This window comes from Vibrio sp. M250220 (assembly GCF_036533795.1).
GTDB lineage: Bacteria > Pseudomonadota > Gammaproteobacteria > Enterobacterales > Vibrionaceae > Vibrio.
On the sequence record NZ_JATABI010000063.1, the window covers coordinates 1 to 17,055 of the forward strand.

Below are 17,055 nucleotides of genomic sequence, written 5' to 3' on the forward strand. Positions count from 1 at the left end.
ACCGAGCCCCGTTTACACAGAGCCTTATTGTACTCCGCCCAGTTAGTTATCTTCTTTTTTGCCTTACCCATACCACCACCGCTCTAACCATCATAAAGGGTCAGATCGCAAGACTCGAAAAAGGTTCAACTGATTTAGGCAACAACGCCGATTGGTATATAAAAAATGCAGGTGACTTGGAAAAAGAAAACAAAGTGGAATACGGAAGTTACTACCCGCTAGCGAGAGAAACAGGAGAGCGCCTTGCTTTAGCGTTATTGAACAACCGAGTTTCGCAAAAACAAATTATTGACTACATGTGTATGGGAGCAAAACTAACGGCAACCACTCTCATTCAAGCAGCAGGACTCAAGAACGATGATGAACCAATTACCACCAATTGAAGATAAAGCTAACATTGATTTTCCTGTCGCACTTGGCGTGTTCGGTATGTTAGCCGCTCTTTGCACTCGACAGGAGCAGAGCATCGACCAAGCATATAGTTTGCTCGTCAATGCAGCAAATAAAGGGCGCAATTTTATCTCTTTAGACAAAGAAAAAAAGCCAACGGGTTTTGTTATATGGGCAAAAGTACCTAAATCCCGAATTAAAGAGATTCAAACGCGTGGTTATGCATCGGAAGCTGAACGATTGGCTTTGTTAGAAGCATCCACTGACGACGGAGAGCCGACAATTTTATATATGCTCTCACCTTTTGGTCAGCATTTGGATGTAATCAAAGCGTGGCAAACAACCTTTGGATTCGAACGTACTACTTGCTGGGCTCTGGCTGACAAGGGGTACGCCAATATCCGAAAACTGAGTTAAGCCTTTGGAGAAACAATAATGAGCACCAATAATTTCTATCGCAATCTAGGGTATTGCTTTCACCTACTTGCACATTCCAGTACGCATAAAGAATTCAATTTAGCAGGCTATATGGATGTTGAAATTTGTCCTGCCAATCGGCGAGGCCAACTGCGTATTTACGAAAATGACAAGCAAGACCCTGTTGGTTTTGTTACTTGGGCAAAAGTGAATGAAAGCACCAAACAAGCGCTGATTAAAGACAGCCGTGCCCTCTACTACCAAGAATGGAACAGTGGAGATCACTTGTTCTTTAACGACTTTGTTGCCCCATGGGGAGGCGTAAAAGAAATTTTATCGGATCTGACGTCGACGGTGTTCCCTAAAGAGCAGGCATTTAGCATCAGCCGAGATAAAGAAGGCAAAACTAAAAAAGTACATCGCTGGACGGGTAAGGAATACACCTGCCAATGATGAGGTGGACAGAGGTGGATACACGATACATCGTTAAGTGTAACGGCCTGACGTTGTATCGCCTATCCACTTACATAATTCAATTAATAAGGAAATCAAATTATGTCTAAAGTATATAAGATTTGTAACTGCGTAGAAAGTGCTAACGGTATCGCCTTTGGAGGAGGTGGCGGTGGCGGTGGCGGTGGCGGCAGTATATATTCGAATGCCAATTATGATTGTTACACTGATTCTGCTACAGCAGTAATTTCAACCGCAGCAGCCGTTGCAGCACCAAATCCCTTAACTGTGGCAAATGCTGCTTATCAATGGGGTGCTGCAATAAATACATGTACAAATAAGGATTGATAAATATAAGGTGCTCTCACTTATAGGAGCACCTATAACTTGGAGTTTTAACTATGGATAAGAGAAAAATTGATAACTTTAATTGGGCAATATTTTACATATTGCTTATTATGGTCATTTTGTTTGACATAAATGAACTCAATGGCAGCGGTCTTATAATAGCACTATTGTCAGTATCGTACGTTAAATTAAAGTATATAGACCCAATTATAAAAAAAATAAATAATTTAGAGGACAATTAACCCCTGATTTTATCTAAAATAATTTCTGATTATAGCATTGTATTTTTCATGCTTTCTGTGGTCTTTATGGTGATTCATTATGAAAAAAATAGATAAAGTTATGTTGGAAATTGTTTTTTATAAATTAAATGGCCCTCTATTTTTAATCTTTATTAGTTCAATGTTTGTTTACATAATTTCACTATCTGTCCCATTATCTTTTATGTCGATCATTGATAGGGTTTTAGTTTCAGAAGGAAAATCTACTCTTACCATTATTCTTACTGTATTAATCATAGCCGCATTAATTGATTGTTCTTTATCGATACTAAGCTCGAATTTAAGTTTTTGGATGAATAACACTCATATATCAGAAGTAAGCCACTATTTTTTTGGTAAGCTATTCAAGCTCAAGAAGACTGAAGTTAACAACACCAATGTCGGAGAAGTGTTATCTCGGTTGAGTGAGTTAGATCAAATCAAAAATCACATCTTCAACTGGATATCTAAATTTAGCTTAGATTTGATTTTTATGTTCATTTTCTTTGTGGTAATTTTTAACCTAAATGCTTCACTTAGCTTAATATTGTTGATGACTGTTCCGCTCCACCTATTACAGTATTTTATTTTCAATAAAATAATAAAGAGATCGAACGAACAGATGTTTTCTGCAAGTATCGATTACCAAAATAGGATCATAGAAAGTATCACTGCATATGATCACCTTAAAGCAAACCGAAAAAGCGATGCAATATTATGTCGAATTTACCATGCATTTGATATAAAACTGAGAAATGGCTACGAATTGGCCAAGGTAAATATTTATTCAAGTCAAATGTCGGAGCTTGTAAATAAAATTTCTGAGGCGATAATTTTATTTATGGGGGCAAAGTATGTGCTGGATCAGTCCATGACGCTAGGCGCATTGGTTGCCTTTAATATGATGAAAGACAGGGTAACAGGGCCATTACTGCGTTTGGCCTCGATTTGGGAGGAAATCCTTGCCTTTAAAATATCGTTAGAACGCGTAAACGTGATAATGGAGGCAGAATCTGAAAACAGTGGAGAGCACCTGCATCGAATCACTTCGCTTACACAAGGTGTTCAATTTCGTAATGTTTCATTTCAATACAGTCAAAATGAACTGGCGGTTAATCAACTCAGTGTAGAGATACACCGTGGAGAAACCCTATGTATTTTGGGCGAATCTGGAGCAGGCAAAAGTACCTTGGCGAAGCTATTAGCGGGGGACTACGACCATTACCGAGGCGACATCTTGTTTGATGGCAAAGAACTGAAAGAAATTGCTTTGCCTTCGCTCCGAGAGCTAGTCGCTGTCGTGCAACAAAAGAGTATTTTGCTTGCAGGCACCATCCGCGAAAACATTTTGTTCGACTCCTTAATCGATGATCACACATGGGTGGAAAGAGCCGGAAAACTAGCCGATATTCACGATTTTATTGTGAGCTTACCCCAAGGCTATGATACCCCAGTGGCTGAGCAAGGAGGGAACTTCTCTGGTGGGCAGATTCAGCGAATAGCTCTTGCCCGCGCCTTCGCATCAGATAAGCCGATTATGATTCTGGATGAAGCCACCAGTGCTTTAGATTACGAAACCGAAGCCAATATTGTGGCCAATTTGGCGCAGCTAAAAACAGACAAAACAATCATTATTATTACTCACCGTTTGTCGCTAGCGCGAATTTCGGATGCCATCATCTACATGAAGAATGGCGAGGTGCTCGAACAAGGTAACCATAAATCGTTAATCAACGCACCGAGTCACTACCGTAAGCTGTACCAATATCAGATAGGTGAAGTGCCTTCGAATAGTGCATTACCAGCGCCTGACAATGCGGGGTGAATAACATGACGGAAATTTTTTTTCACCCAGAAGTGTTAAGGAATCGAGCTAAACATAAAGCTCCATTCGCCACCAGTTTAATAGTGGTGATGATCGTTTCCATCATAATCGCCATTGTTATTTCGGTTTACTCGGAAATTGAGATCATTTCACCAACGACAGGGCGCATTATTCCGGTAGGGAAAGCGAACACTGTGCGGAGTACATCGATGGGCTTAGTCGAAGAGGTACGTATCGAAGAAGGGCAGCAAGTTCGGCAAGGGCAAATACTGGTGACGTTAAAGACCAAGCAAATTACGGCGGATATGACGTCTGTATCGTCGGAGCTCAGGGATGTACAAGCAAGAATTAATGCACTTGTGCCATACAGGAAATTGACGGCAATTGAAAAGCCAGAGGAGTTTTCAAACCTCTATCAAGAAATTGCCTATGCCAGATACCTAAAGCTCAACAATGATTTAGAGGATCTAGACGAGCAAATGCGTGAACTGGAGTCAGAAAATACGGTGATCGACCAGCAAAGAAAGCGATTGATAAAACAGCTACCATTGGAACAAAAGCGATTGCAAGCTAACTCACAGCTTAAAATTAGCGGTTACGCCAGTGAAATGACATTCCTCGACCAAGAAGTAAAATTGGCTCAGCTTCATTCCGATATTTCCCTAAGTCGTGCACAGTCTTATGCCTTGAATACCAAGATAGCCAACCTAGAAAAAGACAAGAAAAAAGTACAAGACAGTTTCCAGTTGGCACTGATGGAAGAGTTAAGGGTGCTTAAGTTGAGCAAAGTCGATCTAGAGCAAAGGTTAGCAAAGCTGGAAGAGGTTCGCCAAAATAGCCAAATTAAATCCCCTATCAACGGTGTAGTGCAAGAGTTATCGGCAATTGATGAAGGCAACTATATTGAAGAAGGGGAAGTACTACTCAAAGTCATCCCCGCCGATGCACCGCCGATTGCAGAAATCATGATCCCCAGTAAAGACATTGGGTTTATCCATGTCGGGCAAAACGCTCGCGTGAAAGTGGATGCGTTTTCCTACACTCGATATGGCAGTTTACCTGCTGAAGTCAGCTACATCTCACAAGATGCTGTGATGGAAAATGAACAGCTCTTTTACCCAGCTTATCTAACGCTAGAAGAAACACACTTCGATATCAAAGGCAAAGAAATGCGCGTTCAATATGGCATGTCAGTGAAAGCGGACATCATTACCGGCGATCGTCCTTTGATAGATTATTTCATCGCACCGATTAAAGAAAACCTCGATCAAGCACTAATTGAAAGATAAGGATATAGTTATGATTCCATTGATGAATGTGTTAAGGCAAGGCTTTGAAAACCCAGAAGGGTTACCTATGAGTTGCCAGTTTTTGTTTGAACAACAAAATAAACAAACAACAGGTTTTTATATCCAGTGTGATTCTGAAGGTGAACAGATTGAAGAAGGGGTTATATCCAACCCGAAATGCACGGTTCGGTTGCCTCTGAACTTAGCTCAACGGATCGAGCGCGATATTACGACCATTGACTACCGAGACCCTGAGATTATTGGGCAAATTCAATTCGAAGGAGATGAGCGTATCGCCAATCATATGGCGAAAGCGATGCTCCAACCAAATGAATGGATTCAATCTCGTTTTAAAGAAGCGGAAGAGCAGCACGCTGAAATGAACGCGGAATCCATTTCAAATTTTGCTCGTTTATCCAACCCTACCGAAACTGAACTACTTGAAGAATTAGCCAAGAATAGACCATTTATTGTAACAGACATGGTATTGCCTAGGGATCACACTTACTGGACATTAGACACGCTAGATGAACACTTTGGGGATGAAACAGTTCGCGTTCGATCGGCTGAAGACAAAGAAACCATGCGTCAATTTACACAACGTATGCGCGAGTTTGAAGTAAGCTACGATAAGAAGTTTGTGGAGGGGTTTACCAAACCGTATACAGAAGGAGCGTCGTTACCAGAAGCAATGAAACCCTGGTTCATGCCCCTTTATTTTACAGCTGAAGACTTTTCCGATCCTCAGATATGGCTAGGTTGTGTTCCCACACACATACCGGCCAGTAGTTTACACCGTGATCCCATGTGTGGTTTTTTATATCAAATTATTGGGCGTAAAAAGCTATTGGTGTACTCAGCAGACCAAGCCCCCTACTTGTATCCAATGAAGGCGTACAACAGCAATTATCAACCCTGCTGGGTAAAACCAGAAGACCCCAACTTAGATGTATTCCCTCAATTTAAAAATGCCAAGGTCGTTGAGGTGATACTACATCCAGGAGAAATGTTGGTTCAACCTAAAGGGTGGTTTCATAGTGTATATGCGTTAGACAGCCCTACTTTTTCGGTAAGCTACTTCTGGCGTTACTGAATCTTATCCATTCAATTAAAACTTTCTCGTTACAAGGAACTGATATGAAGGTTTGGAAAACACTCTTACTCGCAGGATGGGCTGTCATTTTACTTCTCCGCGCATAGGTGCGGCTTCAATCAAAGAGCGAGTTGCATTTCTCATTATCGCAAGCAATTAAAGAGGTTACATATAAATTTTAGCTGATGAAAGAAAAAGGGATTAGCGTTCAAGAGCTACAGCAGTTCAAAACTATGCTTAGAGATTCATTTGCTTCAACGCTCTCTGATGATCTGAGTACTGCGTATGGCAGTAACGCTGCGGTGGGTATTAACTACTATGATGCACTCAACTATGAAGAAACCTTTAACGAAGTGACGTTAGATTATGTTAATGCCTTAATACCGAATTTTCTTCCAGATACAGGCATTAGTATTGGAATCCTTACTGAATAAATAATTTCTTAAAAAACAACGCCAGCGATTCGTCGCTGGCGTTCTAGTTTGAGAATTCCCATCTCAATAACTACTCATACTGAGTCAACCAACTCTTTAGAATCGTATTGAGCTGCTTCTTCTGATTAGCATTCATACCTTTAACCAGCTTGGCCTGAACTGCCGCATGCTCTTCGATGATTTTATCAATCAGAACAAAACCATCTTGGGTCAGTTCTACAGTGACGCTGCGGCGATCTTCTTTGCTGTGCTCTCGGCTAATCAGCCCTTTTGATTCCAGTTTATCTAAGCGGTTAGTCATCGCGCCAGATGTTAACATCATCGAATCAATCAGCTCTGAGGGAGTAAGACGGAACGGCTTTCCGCTGCGACGCAGTGTCGCCAGTACATCAAACTCTCCCAATTTTAGGTCATAGCGCTTATGTAGCTGAGCAACTTCAGTCTCCATATATTTGGCGATTCGCATCAATCGACCCATAATCGCCATCGGCTCTGTCTCTAGATCCGGCTTTTCCTTAGCCCAATGCTCTACTACTCTATCAATAGCATCCATGAATGTTTGTCTCCAGTAACAAAATGCTGTGTCGAATATCTTAACATAGAGATACTTTACAAACAGCGATTTTAAGCGTACATTTCTCACAAAAGTATCTTAACGTAAAGATAGTTATTATAAATATACTACTTGCCATGATTCCGGCATTCTTTTGGGGAACCACCTATGCGGTCACGCAATATACACTTGCGGACTGGCCTCCCCTATTACTGGGCGCGATTCGCGCACTACCAGCCGGACTTCTGTTGTTGGCATTCAGACCTAGTCTGCCGAAAAAAGGCGACTGGCAAATCCTATTTAGTCTTGGATTAATCAACATCGCGACCTTCTTTGGTTTGATCTTCGTGATGGCTCTGACTCTGCCATCGGCGATCTCCGGCGTCGGGATGATTTCTGTTCCAGTGTTTGCCATGGTTTATAACTGGCTGATCAACAAACGTCGCCCTGGTATCATTCAAGCGATAAGTGGGGCGACCTTAATCGTTTTGGCGTGGATGTTGTTTGATCCAAGTTCAATCACGCTTAACCCTATTGGCCTAGGCGCTATGCTGGTAGCCATCATGTGTATTGTTGTTGGTAGTTCGCTAACTAAATCACTGGGTAGCCGGATGCACTGGTGGACAGTGCTAACATGGCAACTGATTCTTGGTGGTGTGATTTTATCGGTTGCCGCAGGCGTTCAAGCTACGATGGAGCCGACTAAGTACGCGGCGCTGGCGCACAATTTCTCAATGACTAACTTGTCAGGTCTACTTTGGGTGGTTGGTTTGAATACCGCTCTTGGCTATGGCATGTATGTTTGGTTGTTGCAACGCATGTCTGTCGTCGATTTTACGTTTGGGGGAATAGCTAACCCAATAGCAGGTATTGTGTCAGGGCTAGTAGTGCTTGGAGAGTCTTTCACACCATTCCAGTACAGCTTAATGGTTGGCATGATTGTGATGTCATTACTGCCTCAAGCCATACTTGCTATCCGGCAAAATCGCCCAACCCCTGCTGAGTGCCAAACCCAATAGCCTAAAAAGCCGGATTGATGCCATGAGTTCTCTCGTAGCATCAATCCAATTGGCTCTATGACTGCTCAATAGTTTTAAGTACCCGACGCTGCTCATCCCATGCCTGATAAGGCTCTCCCGCTAACATTTTCTCTTTTTCAGTTCTCATTACTGTCACCGCTATCGTATTCTGACATCTCTGCGTCTGCGTGAAATATCGCGCATCAACAACAATTTTACGCCTGAGAATGCATCATTTGGTGACGAAAAACTTGCTATAAGTGCTCACTTGACCGTTGATGTACTCGATACCACTATGGATGTTATCAGTGCTGCTACCAACGATTTGGTACTCTACGACAAATTCACCACTAATCACCTTAATAAATAAAAATCCATCGACCACCTTCCAAAGCCCTTGAAGAGATTTATCGCTGAAGAGATCTTTTTCCAATAGTGTGCCATTAGGGTTAAGGCGGATTTGTGACGCAAAACCATCAATATTCACTTTGACCCAAGTCTGTTGATGGACTTCGTAGCTCAATATTTTACGATGTTTTTTCACCCACTCAATGAGCTCTTGCTCTTGGCTAGCAGTCAAGGTCGGTAAATCTTCCATCTCCAACAACGTGTGATGTTTTTCGTACCAGAACAGTTGTAAGTGAAGCAGTTTCATGTGCGTATGCAGATTATCGGTGGAAAAGTCAGCGCAACTTTGCGTCAAGCTAAGCTGTAAGTCAAATCTTATACGTTCGACTGAAAGTGTGCAGCATAATACGGGGGGATTTATGCTGCACTATCCCAGTTGGGATCAACGGCGCTTAAACAAGCTCCGGAGCAGGAGGCTCTAGGAAAATAAAATATTTAACGCAGAACTAAGCCGCAAATAGTTTCGGCAGGTTGGCATGGTCACAAGCTTGATTTAATCTGTGTTGAGCAGTAATTATGTTCTGTTTCCAATTATCATCTTGCGCCCACATTTCAATGACCAATGGTACAACACAATCCGTCTGCTTAAGCGTAGTAAAGATCGAGTTGAAATCGACCTCACCCTCCCCTATGACAAGATCCCGAAACTGACCTTGAGAATCAGGCGTCACTCGGTAGGTATCTTTCAGATGAATCTGCGTAATATGTGGCTTGCTCAACTTTAACTCTGTCACGACGTCATAGTTCCACCCAGAGATGTTACCTACATCGGGGTAAGCGGTGAAGTACGGAGAGTCAACTTCTCGACGTAGCAGCTCAAATTTACTCAAGGAGTTAAGATAGTCGGTATCCATTATCTCAACCGCAAGCATCACACCCGCTCGTTCGGCTAACTTAGCAGACTGCTGCATCCCTTCGATAAATCGTTGGTGAGATACTTGATTTGAAGGCTCATAGTAAACATCGTACCCAGCAAGTTGAATGGTACGAATCCCCAGTTTGTATGCCAATGCAATCGCTTTTTCCATATGCAGTAACGCTTGTTTGCGAATTTCAGGATCGGCAGAACCAAAAGGAAATTTGCGGTGCGCACTTAAACACATCGACTGCAAAGGCATAGCGTACTGCTCACACTGGTGACGCAATGCATATATGGTCTCGTCATCCCAATCCAAACGGCAACGACGTTCATCAGACTCATCAACAGATATCTCAAGAAAATCAAAGCCAAGTTGCTTGGTGGTTTTGAGTTTCTCTTCCCAACTAAATCGATTAGGCAGCGCCTTTTCATACAAACCAACGCGATGACGTTGCAAGTTTTGATACATAGCTTCCCCCTAATTCCAGAAACGGTCAATTTGAGTGCGTAAAGATTCCGCCGTTTGCTTGCCCGTTTCTCCCGCTAAGGCACGGCCAGCGATAAAAGTTTTCGCTTGAATGCCTTCAAACAGGTAAATATCTTCAGGCACAATACCGCCTGTAATCGACAATTGAAGCCCCAGTTCAGACAGCGCGCGCATCTTATCCAGATCCTCTTCACTCCAACCAACCCCCGCCAATTCAGCATCTCGTGAACGGTGATAAATGGCTTGTGAGATACCAAGATCGATCCAAGCCTGCGCATCGGTCATCGTCCAGTTGCCATAAATTTCAATCTGAATTTCACCACCATGTTCATCCGCAACTTTTTTGCATGCTGCAATCGTGGCAATGTGCGCGGCAGCCGAAACCGTGATCCAATCTGCACCCGCTTCAAAAGCCATTTTAGACAGAATGGCACCACCGTCTGTGGTTTTCATGTCACATACAAGAATATGTTTAGGGTGATTTTTGCGTAAGGTAGAAACCGCATTCATCCCTTCGGCAAACGCTAAAATGGTACCGATCTCGATGACATCTACAAAACTTTCAACATTGCTCGCCACTTCAATCGCAGCGGACAGGTTAGTTTGGTCTAGAGCAATTTGAATCATTGGTTTTGCCATTGTTTTATCCCTTAATTTTTTCACGTATTAGACGGGCTAGCCCATCATGGTTATTATCTGTAGAACACACGAGCTTTGAGTGTGATTTAACCTGATCGTCAGCATTGAGCATTGCAACCCCTAAATTGGCGTATTGCAGCATTGAGATGTCATTGTGATTATCTCCCACTGCAATCACATGATTGGCGTGATAGCCAAGCTCGGAAACATACTCAGCCAGGCGATGACCCTTACTGTTACCTTTGGCGGAAAAGTCGATTCGATTTGACCAAGAACGTTCCCCATTAAACTGTCTTTTGACCCATGGATGCTCTAGTAAACGCTCTACAGAACTCGGACATCCTTCGACGACAAATTTCCAAATGTACGGACTTTGTTTCGCCGTTTCGCTGAATGAATCCACTCGGTAGATCTTCGGTCTAAGGGAATTTGGTACCGTACTTGCCCAGCCTTCTAAGGCTTGCATATAAGTAATCGGGTTGTAGTTTGAGTAAGTCATCGCATCGGAGATATACATCACCATCTTGACCTGAAACTCTCGTGCTAGTTCGATAAAGACCAGCGCATCATCTTTCGCTATCGCATTTTGCTTTAACACCTGATCGTTGGCATAGTCGTAGACATAAGTGCCATTACAACAGATGATCGGTGTGTCTAGTCCAAGTTCGTAATAATAGGGTCTAGCTGCGGTATGATGGCGTCCAGTGACCACCACCACTTTGCACTTGTGCTTAGCTTCTTGAATTGCTTGCCTTACTTGTGGATGGATAGTGTGTTCATCAGTCAACACTGTGCCATCCAAATCTAATGCTAATACTTTGTACATCGAGTCTCCTCGCAACAAAAAGGGTTAACTCTGGCCGTAATAAGCGTTATCGCCATGTTTACGTAAGTAATGCTTATCAGATAACTCAGGCTGTATCTTGATTCCGCTGTTTAATGAGCGAGTCGCCAAAGCCATCGCTGAAATTTCTTCCAGAACAACGGCATTGTGCACGGCATCATCCGAGTTCTTACCCCATGAAAATGGAGCATGTCCTGCCACTATCACGCTTGGAACCGCCATAGGTTTGATACCGCGCTTTTCAAACTCTTCAATGATAACGAGCCCAGTATTTTGCTCATAAGCTCCGGCAATTTCGTCATGAGATAACTTACGAGTGCAAGGGATATCACCGTAGAAGTAATCCGCATGAGTGGTGCCTAAAGCGGGGATATCAATCCCTGCTTGCGCCCAGATAGTCGCACTACGTGAGTGAGTGTGTACTACGCCACCAACTTCTTGAAATGCTTTATAGATCTCGATATGTGTTGCGGTATCACTCGATGGTTTTAACCTTCCCTCGACCACCTTGCCTTGCAGATCAACCACAACCATGTCATCAGCTGTCATTGCGTCATATTCAACCCCCGAGGGCTTGATAGCGATAACGCCGAGTTGGCGATCGATTTCAGATACATTGCCCCAAGTGAAAGTGACTAGACCATATTTAGGCAGCTTAAGGTTAGCTTGCAAAACACGTTGCTTGAGTGCGCTATACATACTTTCTCCTTAGACCAACTCCGCAAGTGCTTGATCAATGACGTTAAACACATCGGTCTTAGTACGGCAACGACGTAACTTGTTTAGGTCTACCCCGGTTTCGGACTCTTCATCATCAAGTACACTAGTCACTTCCATTAACCCTTCCATATGCTGATTAGAACAACTACCTGCTAAGGTAATCAGTACATCAACGGGTTCTTCCTCACCATCAAACAACACAGGCTGTTCAAGAGTAACGAGGGCAAATGCGGTTCTAATCACCCCATCTTCAGGACGGGCATGAGGCAGTGCTAAGTTTGGCGCTATACAAATGTATGGACCAAGTTTCTCAACACTGTCGATGATGGCTTGATGATAACTTGGCAAAATTGCGCCTGAGGCAATCAACATGTCCGTACCGATAGCGATAGCCTCACGCCAATTGGCTGCACTGGCATGCAGTTTGATTGAGTTATTGTCGATTAGTGATTGCTTAAAACCCATGGTTCTATCTCCAATGGAGTGCCAGCGATAACTGGCACTTAATTATTGTTATTAGATACTTGCCTATTGATTGACAGGCTACTTGGCTTGGACAAAGTTCTTATTGATGATGTCGAGTAGCTCGTCACCAAAAGAGTTTGGATTGAGCATGTTTTGTACTCCGAGTACAAACTTGCCCTCTCCAGGTTCCATTTCTGCCGATAGATGCTTTGAAGAAACAATGATGTCTGTCGATGCCAACTTTGACTTGTAGTCAGATACCGCACACGAGTCCATCACATGAGGGATACCTTTTTTCTCCAAGTACTTGCCTATTTTCATTTTCATCATCATCGACGAACCCTGACCATTTCCACATACCGCAAGAATGCTCACCGGACGCACACCATCACTCGCTTTGAGTGCTTGCTCGACGGCTTCGATAACTTCAGGCTCTTCACATACCGTCACCACGCCTTGAGCATCTTCTTCCGCACGCAATTGCTTAGCAGCAAAGAACATGTACACGCCAGACAGAGCCAATAGAACAAAGAAGAACATTCCAGATGCTGAGAGACCTTGCATAATTGGCGGGAATACCAAAGCCCAGTCAGCCATACCCATCCAACCACTAAATTCAGTACCTTGTTGGCTAAATAGGTGAATAGCCCATGCACTACCTAACACCTCAATGATGCCCATCACAAAACAGATCTTCATCACCGCTCGCCAGCCACCAAAGTGATTGGCAAACACACCAATTGTGGCATTGGAGAAAAACATCGGAATAAATCCAGGAATGATCATAATGGGTGCATCAAATGCCAACATTGCCAGAACTGCAGCAAATTGGCCTAAAGCCCCCCACATAAAACCAAATACCATTGCGTTAGGAGAAAAAGCGTAAATCGCCGCACAATCGATTGCTAATACGGCATTAGGAATAACGCGCTCAGAGATCCCTTTAAATGCCTCCGAAAGTTCGGCAACAAACATACGAACACCAGCAACAATCACTTGAATCGCGACCGCAAACTTAAGACCAGTTTCGAGAATATAAATAGACCAGTGGGTTGAACCCGCCATCTGTTGAAGATTATCCAAACCAAATGAAAGTAAGATAATGCCAAAGAATACCGTCATGACTATGGCCGTTGCCGCAATACTGTCATGGAAAATGTGGAGCCATTTAGGCAACTCAAGATGGTCAACACTGTCTTTTTTGTCGCCCAGTTTTGGCGCAATTTTTGTCGCAATCCAAGAAGCAAACTGCTGTTGGTGACCAATTGAAAAACCCGCACCACCAGTGACTTCTTCTGTCGGTTTAAACATGATGTTGGAAGATATCGCCCAGTAGAGTGCCATCAATACCGCTGAGTAAATGATGGTTTCCCACATGCTCGCGCCAAGAATAAAGTAGAACACGGCAATCAAACCCGCTTGCTGAAACATAATGTGGCCAGTCAGCATGATTGTGCGTATACCCGTATAGCGACGGAGAAGGACAAGAAGAATGTTGATACCCAGCGCAAGAATAACCGCATACCCCACCCAAGAGTAGTTGTCGCCCATGGTTTCCATGGTCGCCATCATTGAGGTGTATGGGTCAATAACCGAGCCAGTTAAACCATGATATTCAGATAGTTTTGAAATCACGGGTTTAAAGCCAGCAACCAGAGTGCCCGCACCGACTTGAACAAGCATAAAGCCGACAACGGTTTTGATTGATCCTTTGATGATAGTTGTGGCATCACGTCTAAGCAGCCAATAGCCAATCAATGTCACTAAGCCCAGCAATAGCGGAGCCTTGGTCATCACTTGGCTGTAAAAAATATAGAAGATGTCGTATAAGAACTCCATATCTTTACCCCTAATAGTCTTTGTATTTTTATTTGGTTTGTAGGACAGGGCGCTTCCATTTGTAGGTAGTGAAATACGCCCTCTTTTGCTCACGGATTAAACTTTAACAATCAAAAGTAATCATTCAATGCTCATTTGTGATTATTTTGATTTTTGTCAATTTTGCCTCTCACTTGTGGCTATTTTTGGGTAGCTTGTCACACAGAATTCAGCAAAAAACTTATAAATCAATAGGTTATGTAATACTGTGATTTATAGCATGTTTTTGTTTCACACCCATTTGACATTCAAAGCGGTGATTATTAGAATCAAAAAAAATCACAAGCAATCACCAAGTAATCACAAACTTGAACAGGTGATAACAATGAATGAAGTACAAAGACACAACGGCATATTGTCGTTATTAGAAGAAAACCACACCATCAATGTTTCACATATCATTAATAGTTTTAATGTTTCTCCTGCGACCGCCCGTCGCGACATTTCAAAACTGGATGAGCTAGGTAAGCTGCGTAAAATTCGCAACGGTGCAGAACGAATAGAAAATCAAAAGAAAAAATGGTCACCACTTAACATCAACAGCACTGACCACTACGAAGAGAAGTCCCTGATTGCACTGCGTGCAGCTGAGTTGTGTGACTCTGGAGATAGTGTCGTGATCAACTGTGGTTCGACCGCATTTTTACTCGGCCAAAAGTTATGTGGCAAAGATGTCCAAATCGTCACAAATTACTTTCCATTGGCGAGCTACCTGATCAATGAAGATCATGAGGACGTGATCATTATTGGGGGACAATACAACAAGGCACAAAACATCTTCCTTAACCCAGCTCCAGATTCATTGGGTAGCTACGCGGGTAATTGGATGTTCACCTCAGGCAAAGGACTGACCGATGCAGGGCTCTATAAAGCAGACATGCTAACCGCCGTGGCCGAGCAACAAATGCTCGAACAAATCGACAAACTGGTCGTAGTCGTTGATAGCTCTAAAGTGGGGCAAAGAACCGGAATGCTTTTCTGCCCAGCAAGTAAAATTGACATTGTCATCACTGGCAAAGATGCCAATCCAGATGTCGTCAAAGCGATAGAAGCCCGTGGTACGCAAGTCATTCTGGTTTAGAAAATAAGTAGATAAATAACAAACACTTAGTTCAGCGTCTCAACTGCCTGTTAAGACGCTTGGCTTCCTGCACCCTAAATTAATCCAATATCGTCAACTCAAAGGTACTGTTATGAGCAAAGTGAATGAAATAACCCGTGAATCTTGGATCTTAAATACCTTCCCAGAATGGGGAACATGGTTAAACGAAGAGATTGAAAACACAGTAGTCGAACCCGATACGTTTTCTATGTGGTGGCTTGGCTGTACAGGCATCTGGCTCAAAAGCGCAGGTAACACCAATATCTCCATCGATTTCTGGTGTGGTACAGGTAAAAAAACGCAAAAGAATGCGTTAATGAAAAACCAGCATCAAATGATGCGCATGGGCGGGGTTGAAGCACTCCAACCTAATTTGCGCACAGCTATCTTCCCGCTTGATCCCTTTGCTATCAAAGAAATCGATGCGGTACTCGCCTCCCACGACCATGCTGATCATATCGATATCAACGTCGCCGCTGCGGTGTTGCAAAATTGCCCTGAGCATGTGAAGTTTATTGGCCCACAAGCTTGTGTCGACTTATGGATCAGTTGGGGTGTGCCCGAGCAGCGCTGCGTCGTGGCAAAAGTCGGCGATCTGCTTCAAATCGGTGATCTCAAAATCCGAGTGTTGGACTCTTTTGATCGTACGGCACTGGTCACTCTTCCCGAAGGCACATCCTCTTACGACAAAAACATTTTAGATGGAATGGACAAAAGAGCGGTGAACTATTTAATTGAAACAACCGGAGGCTCCGTCTACCACTCAGGGGATTCACACTACTCGAATTACTATGCGGCGCATGGTAACGAATACCAAATCGATGTCGCTCTCCTTTCATACGGGGAGAACCCTCGTGGTGTAACGGATAAGATGACATCATCCGATATTCTTAGAGCTGCAGAGTCTCTCGATTGTGAGGTTGTGATGCCATTCCACCATGATATCTGGGCTAACTTCCAAAATGATCCACGTGAAATTGAAGTATTGTGGAACATGAAGAAAGATCGCCTGCAATATCAATTTGCTCCATTCTTTTGGCAAGTCGGTGGCAAATACACCTACCCAACGGATAAAGGTCGTATGCACTACCAGCATTTCCGCGGCTTTAAAGACATCTTCAAAAATGAACCTGAACTGCCATTCAAAGCATTCTTGTAATTATCAGCACTACGCCAAGCCGAGTAACACTATACTCGGCTTATCTGCTCAAAATTGCCCTCTTACCTCGCCTTAATTACAAGCTATAGCGCGATATTGCCGTAGCGTTGTAGCTTTAGTAAGTAACCATCGTTGGCAAATTAATCTTATTGGTACTATTCTTGCTTCCGGGCAACTTTTTGCTCGATCTGAGCAAGATCTTGCTCGATTCGAGCAAAAAGTTGCCCAGCTCGTATATTAACAAATGCTTAAATTGTTGAAATATATACATTTTAATTTTGGCATGCTTTTTGACTAAGAGTGAGTGTTATTACACACAACCTCTAAGGATTTTACTATGCCAACTCCATGTTATATTTCTATCGACGGTGAAACTCAGGGTCTGATCACGGCGGGCGCCTGTACGGCTGACT

The 17,055-nt window shown here is 43.2% G+C and carries 19 protein-coding genes and 2 pseudogenes; 12 read left to right on the forward strand and 9 right to left on the reverse strand.

The window, feature by feature from the left end; translation table 11 throughout:
- The 8 genes from QTN94_RS17815 to QTN94_RS17850 form a co-directional block, all read left to right on the forward strand.
- Positions 1-383, forward strand: a 383-nt coding sequence (locus QTN94_RS17815) for a hypothetical protein (protein ID WP_331428411.1), incomplete at its 5' end; no start/stop codon positions are given.
- Positions 358-807, forward strand: a complete 450-nt coding sequence (locus QTN94_RS17820) for a hypothetical protein (RefSeq protein WP_331428412.1) — start codon at positions 358-360, stop codon at positions 805-807. The genes QTN94_RS17815 and QTN94_RS17820, both read left to right, overlap by 26 nt.
- Before the next feature lie 18 nt (positions 808-825).
- Positions 826-1,260 (forward strand): toxin-activating lysine-acyltransferase, encoded by a 435-nt coding sequence (locus QTN94_RS17825; protein ID WP_331428413.1) that lies wholly within the window; start codon positions 826-828, stop codon positions 1,258-1,260.
- Between the two features lie 102 nt (positions 1,261-1,362).
- Positions 1,363-1,608, forward strand: coding sequence for a hypothetical protein (locus tag QTN94_RS17830; RefSeq protein ID WP_331428414.1), 246 nt, complete (start codon positions 1,363-1,365; stop codon positions 1,606-1,608).
- A 321-nt stretch (positions 1,609-1,929) separates the two neighbouring features.
- Positions 1,930-3,693 (forward strand): peptidase domain-containing ABC transporter, encoded by a 1,764-nt coding sequence (locus tag QTN94_RS17835; protein WP_331428415.1) that lies wholly within the window; start codon positions 1,930-1,932, stop codon positions 3,691-3,693.
- 5 nt (positions 3,694-3,698) lie between these two features.
- The gene (locus QTN94_RS17840) at positions 3,699-4,982 is read left to right on the forward strand and encodes an HlyD family type I secretion periplasmic adaptor subunit (protein ID WP_331428416.1); all 1,284 of its coding nucleotides are present in this window, start codon (positions 3,699-3,701) and stop codon (positions 4,980-4,982) included.
- 10 nt (positions 4,983-4,992) lie between these two features.
- Complete coding sequence (locus QTN94_RS17845) at positions 4,993-6,075, forward strand: cupin-like domain-containing protein (protein ID WP_331428417.1); 1,083 nt, start codon at positions 4,993-4,995, stop codon at positions 6,073-6,075.
- A gap of 233 nt (positions 6,076-6,308) precedes the next feature.
- Positions 6,309-6,509: a hypothetical protein gene (locus QTN94_RS17850; protein ID WP_331428418.1), complete on the forward strand. Its 201-nt coding sequence runs from the start codon at positions 6,309-6,311 to the stop codon at positions 6,507-6,509.
- A 70-nt stretch (positions 6,510-6,579) separates the two neighbouring features.
- On the opposite strand, the gene QTN94_RS17855 is transcribed toward QTN94_RS17850, so the two are convergent.
- A complete protein-coding gene (locus QTN94_RS17855) occupies positions 6,580-7,062 on the reverse strand; it encodes a MarR family winged helix-turn-helix transcriptional regulator (RefSeq protein WP_269375329.1) in 483 nt (160 codons plus the stop codon).
- 119 nt (positions 7,063-7,181) lie between these two features.
- On the opposite strand from QTN94_RS17855, the gene QTN94_RS17860 reads away from it, so the two are divergent.
- Complete coding sequence (locus QTN94_RS17860) at positions 7,182-8,081, forward strand: DMT family transporter (RefSeq protein WP_331428421.1); 900 nt, start codon at positions 7,182-7,184, stop codon at positions 8,079-8,081.
- 58 nt (positions 8,082-8,139) lie between these two features.
- On the opposite strand, the pseudogene QTN94_RS20680 reads toward QTN94_RS17860, so the two are convergent.
- From QTN94_RS20680 to QTN94_RS17895, 8 genes and pseudogenes are all read right to left on the reverse strand, one after another.
- Positions 8,140-8,229, reverse strand: a pseudogene (locus tag QTN94_RS20680) (sugar O-acetyltransferase); the annotation flags it as partial.
- Between the two features lie 84 nt (positions 8,230-8,313).
- On the reverse strand, positions 8,314-8,736 hold the full coding sequence (locus tag QTN94_RS17865; protein ID WP_138971580.1) for a hypothetical protein: 423 nt from the start codon (positions 8,734-8,736) through the stop codon (positions 8,314-8,316).
- A gap of 199 nt (positions 8,737-8,935) precedes the next feature.
- Complete coding sequence (locus tag QTN94_RS17870; protein WP_331418579.1) at positions 8,936-9,817, reverse strand: L-ribulose-5-phosphate 3-epimerase; 882 nt, start codon at positions 9,815-9,817, stop codon at positions 8,936-8,938.
- A 9-nt stretch (positions 9,818-9,826) separates the two neighbouring features.
- The gene (locus QTN94_RS17875) at positions 9,827-10,474 is read right to left on the reverse strand and encodes a 3-keto-L-gulonate-6-phosphate decarboxylase UlaD (RefSeq protein WP_331428419.1); all 648 of its coding nucleotides are present in this window, start codon (positions 10,472-10,474) and stop codon (positions 9,827-9,829) included.
- A gap of 4 nt (positions 10,475-10,478) precedes the next feature.
- Complete coding sequence (locus QTN94_RS17880; protein WP_331428420.1) at positions 10,479-11,300, reverse strand: Cof-type HAD-IIB family hydrolase; 822 nt, start codon at positions 11,298-11,300, stop codon at positions 10,479-10,481.
- Between the two features lie 24 nt (positions 11,301-11,324).
- Positions 11,325-12,017, reverse strand: a complete 693-nt coding sequence (locus QTN94_RS17885; RefSeq protein ID WP_331418575.1) for an L-ribulose-5-phosphate 4-epimerase — start codon at positions 12,015-12,017, stop codon at positions 11,325-11,327.
- A 9-nt stretch (positions 12,018-12,026) separates the two neighbouring features.
- A complete protein-coding gene (locus QTN94_RS17890) occupies positions 12,027-12,503 on the reverse strand; it encodes a PTS sugar transporter subunit IIA (RefSeq protein ID WP_138971585.1) in 477 nt (158 codons plus the stop codon).
- 78 nt (positions 12,504-12,581) lie between these two features.
- Positions 12,582-14,342 carry a PTS ascorbate-specific subunit IIBC gene (locus QTN94_RS17895; protein WP_138971586.1) on the reverse strand — a complete coding sequence of 587 codons (1,761 nt, stop codon included), beginning with the start codon at positions 14,340-14,342 and terminating at the stop codon, positions 12,582-12,584.
- A gap of 364 nt (positions 14,343-14,706) precedes the next feature.
- Between QTN94_RS17895 and ulaR the strand changes: the two genes are divergently transcribed.
- From ulaR to QTN94_RS17910, 3 genes and pseudogenes are all read left to right on the forward strand, one after another.
- Positions 14,707-15,462 carry an HTH-type transcriptional regulator UlaR gene (ulaR, locus tag QTN94_RS17900; protein ID WP_331418573.1) on the forward strand — a complete coding sequence of 252 codons (756 nt, stop codon included), beginning with the start codon at positions 14,707-14,709 and terminating at the stop codon, positions 15,460-15,462.
- A gap of 112 nt (positions 15,463-15,574) precedes the next feature.
- Positions 15,575-16,642, forward strand: coding sequence for an L-ascorbate 6-phosphate lactonase (gene ulaG, locus QTN94_RS17905; RefSeq protein ID WP_331418572.1), 1,068 nt, complete (start codon positions 15,575-15,577; stop codon positions 16,640-16,642).
- Positions 16,643-16,979: 337 nt separating this feature from the next.
- Positions 16,980-17,055 (forward strand): annotated as a pseudogene (locus QTN94_RS17910) (type VI secretion system tube protein Hcp); the annotation flags it as partial.

Coding starts and splice junctions, on each gene's coding strand:
- QTN94_RS17820 (WP_331428412.1), top strand. CDS start 358: ATGATGAACCAATTACCACCAATTGAAGATAAAGCTAACATTGATTTT.
- QTN94_RS17825 (WP_331428413.1), top strand. CDS start 826: ATGAGCACCAATAATTTCTATCGCAATCTAGGGTATTGCTTTCACCTA.
- QTN94_RS17830 (WP_331428414.1), top strand. CDS start 1,363: ATGTCTAAAGTATATAAGATTTGTAACTGCGTAGAAAGTGCTAACGGT.
- QTN94_RS17835 (WP_331428415.1), top strand. CDS start 1,930: ATGAAAAAAATAGATAAAGTTATGTTGGAAATTGTTTTTTATAAATTA.
- QTN94_RS17840 (WP_331428416.1), top strand. CDS start 3,699: ATGACGGAAATTTTTTTTCACCCAGAAGTGTTAAGGAATCGAGCTAAA.
- QTN94_RS17845 (WP_331428417.1), top strand. CDS start 4,993: ATGATTCCATTGATGAATGTGTTAAGGCAAGGCTTTGAAAACCCAGAA.
- QTN94_RS17850 (WP_331428418.1), top strand. CDS start 6,309: ATGCTTAGAGATTCATTTGCTTCAACGCTCTCTGATGATCTGAGTACT.
- QTN94_RS17855 (WP_269375329.1), bottom strand. CDS start 7,062: ATGGATGCTATTGATAGAGTAGTAGAGCATTGGGCTAAGGAAAAGCCG.
- QTN94_RS17865 (WP_138971580.1), bottom strand. CDS start 8,736: ATGAAACTGCTTCACTTACAACTGTTCTGGTACGAAAAACATCACACG.
- QTN94_RS17870 (WP_331418579.1), bottom strand. CDS start 9,817: ATGTATCAAAACTTGCAACGTCATCGCGTTGGTTTGTATGAAAAGGCG.
- QTN94_RS17875 (WP_331428419.1), bottom strand. CDS start 10,474: ATGGCAAAACCAATGATTCAAATTGCTCTAGACCAAACTAACCTGTCC.
- QTN94_RS17880 (WP_331428420.1), bottom strand. CDS start 11,300: ATGTACAAAGTATTAGCATTAGATTTGGATGGCACAGTGTTGACTGAT.
- QTN94_RS17885 (WP_331418575.1), bottom strand. CDS start 12,017: ATGTATAGCGCACTCAAGCAACGTGTTTTGCAAGCTAACCTTAAGCTG.
- QTN94_RS17890 (WP_138971585.1), bottom strand. CDS start 12,503: ATGGGTTTTAAGCAATCACTAATCGACAATAACTCAATCAAACTGCAT.
- QTN94_RS17895 (WP_138971586.1), bottom strand. CDS start 14,342: ATGGAGTTCTTATACGACATCTTCTATATTTTTTACAGCCAAGTGATG.
- ulaR (WP_331418573.1), top strand. CDS start 14,707: ATGAATGAAGTACAAAGACACAACGGCATATTGTCGTTATTAGAAGAA.
- ulaG (WP_331418572.1), top strand. CDS start 15,575: ATGAGCAAAGTGAATGAAATAACCCGTGAATCTTGGATCTTAAATACC.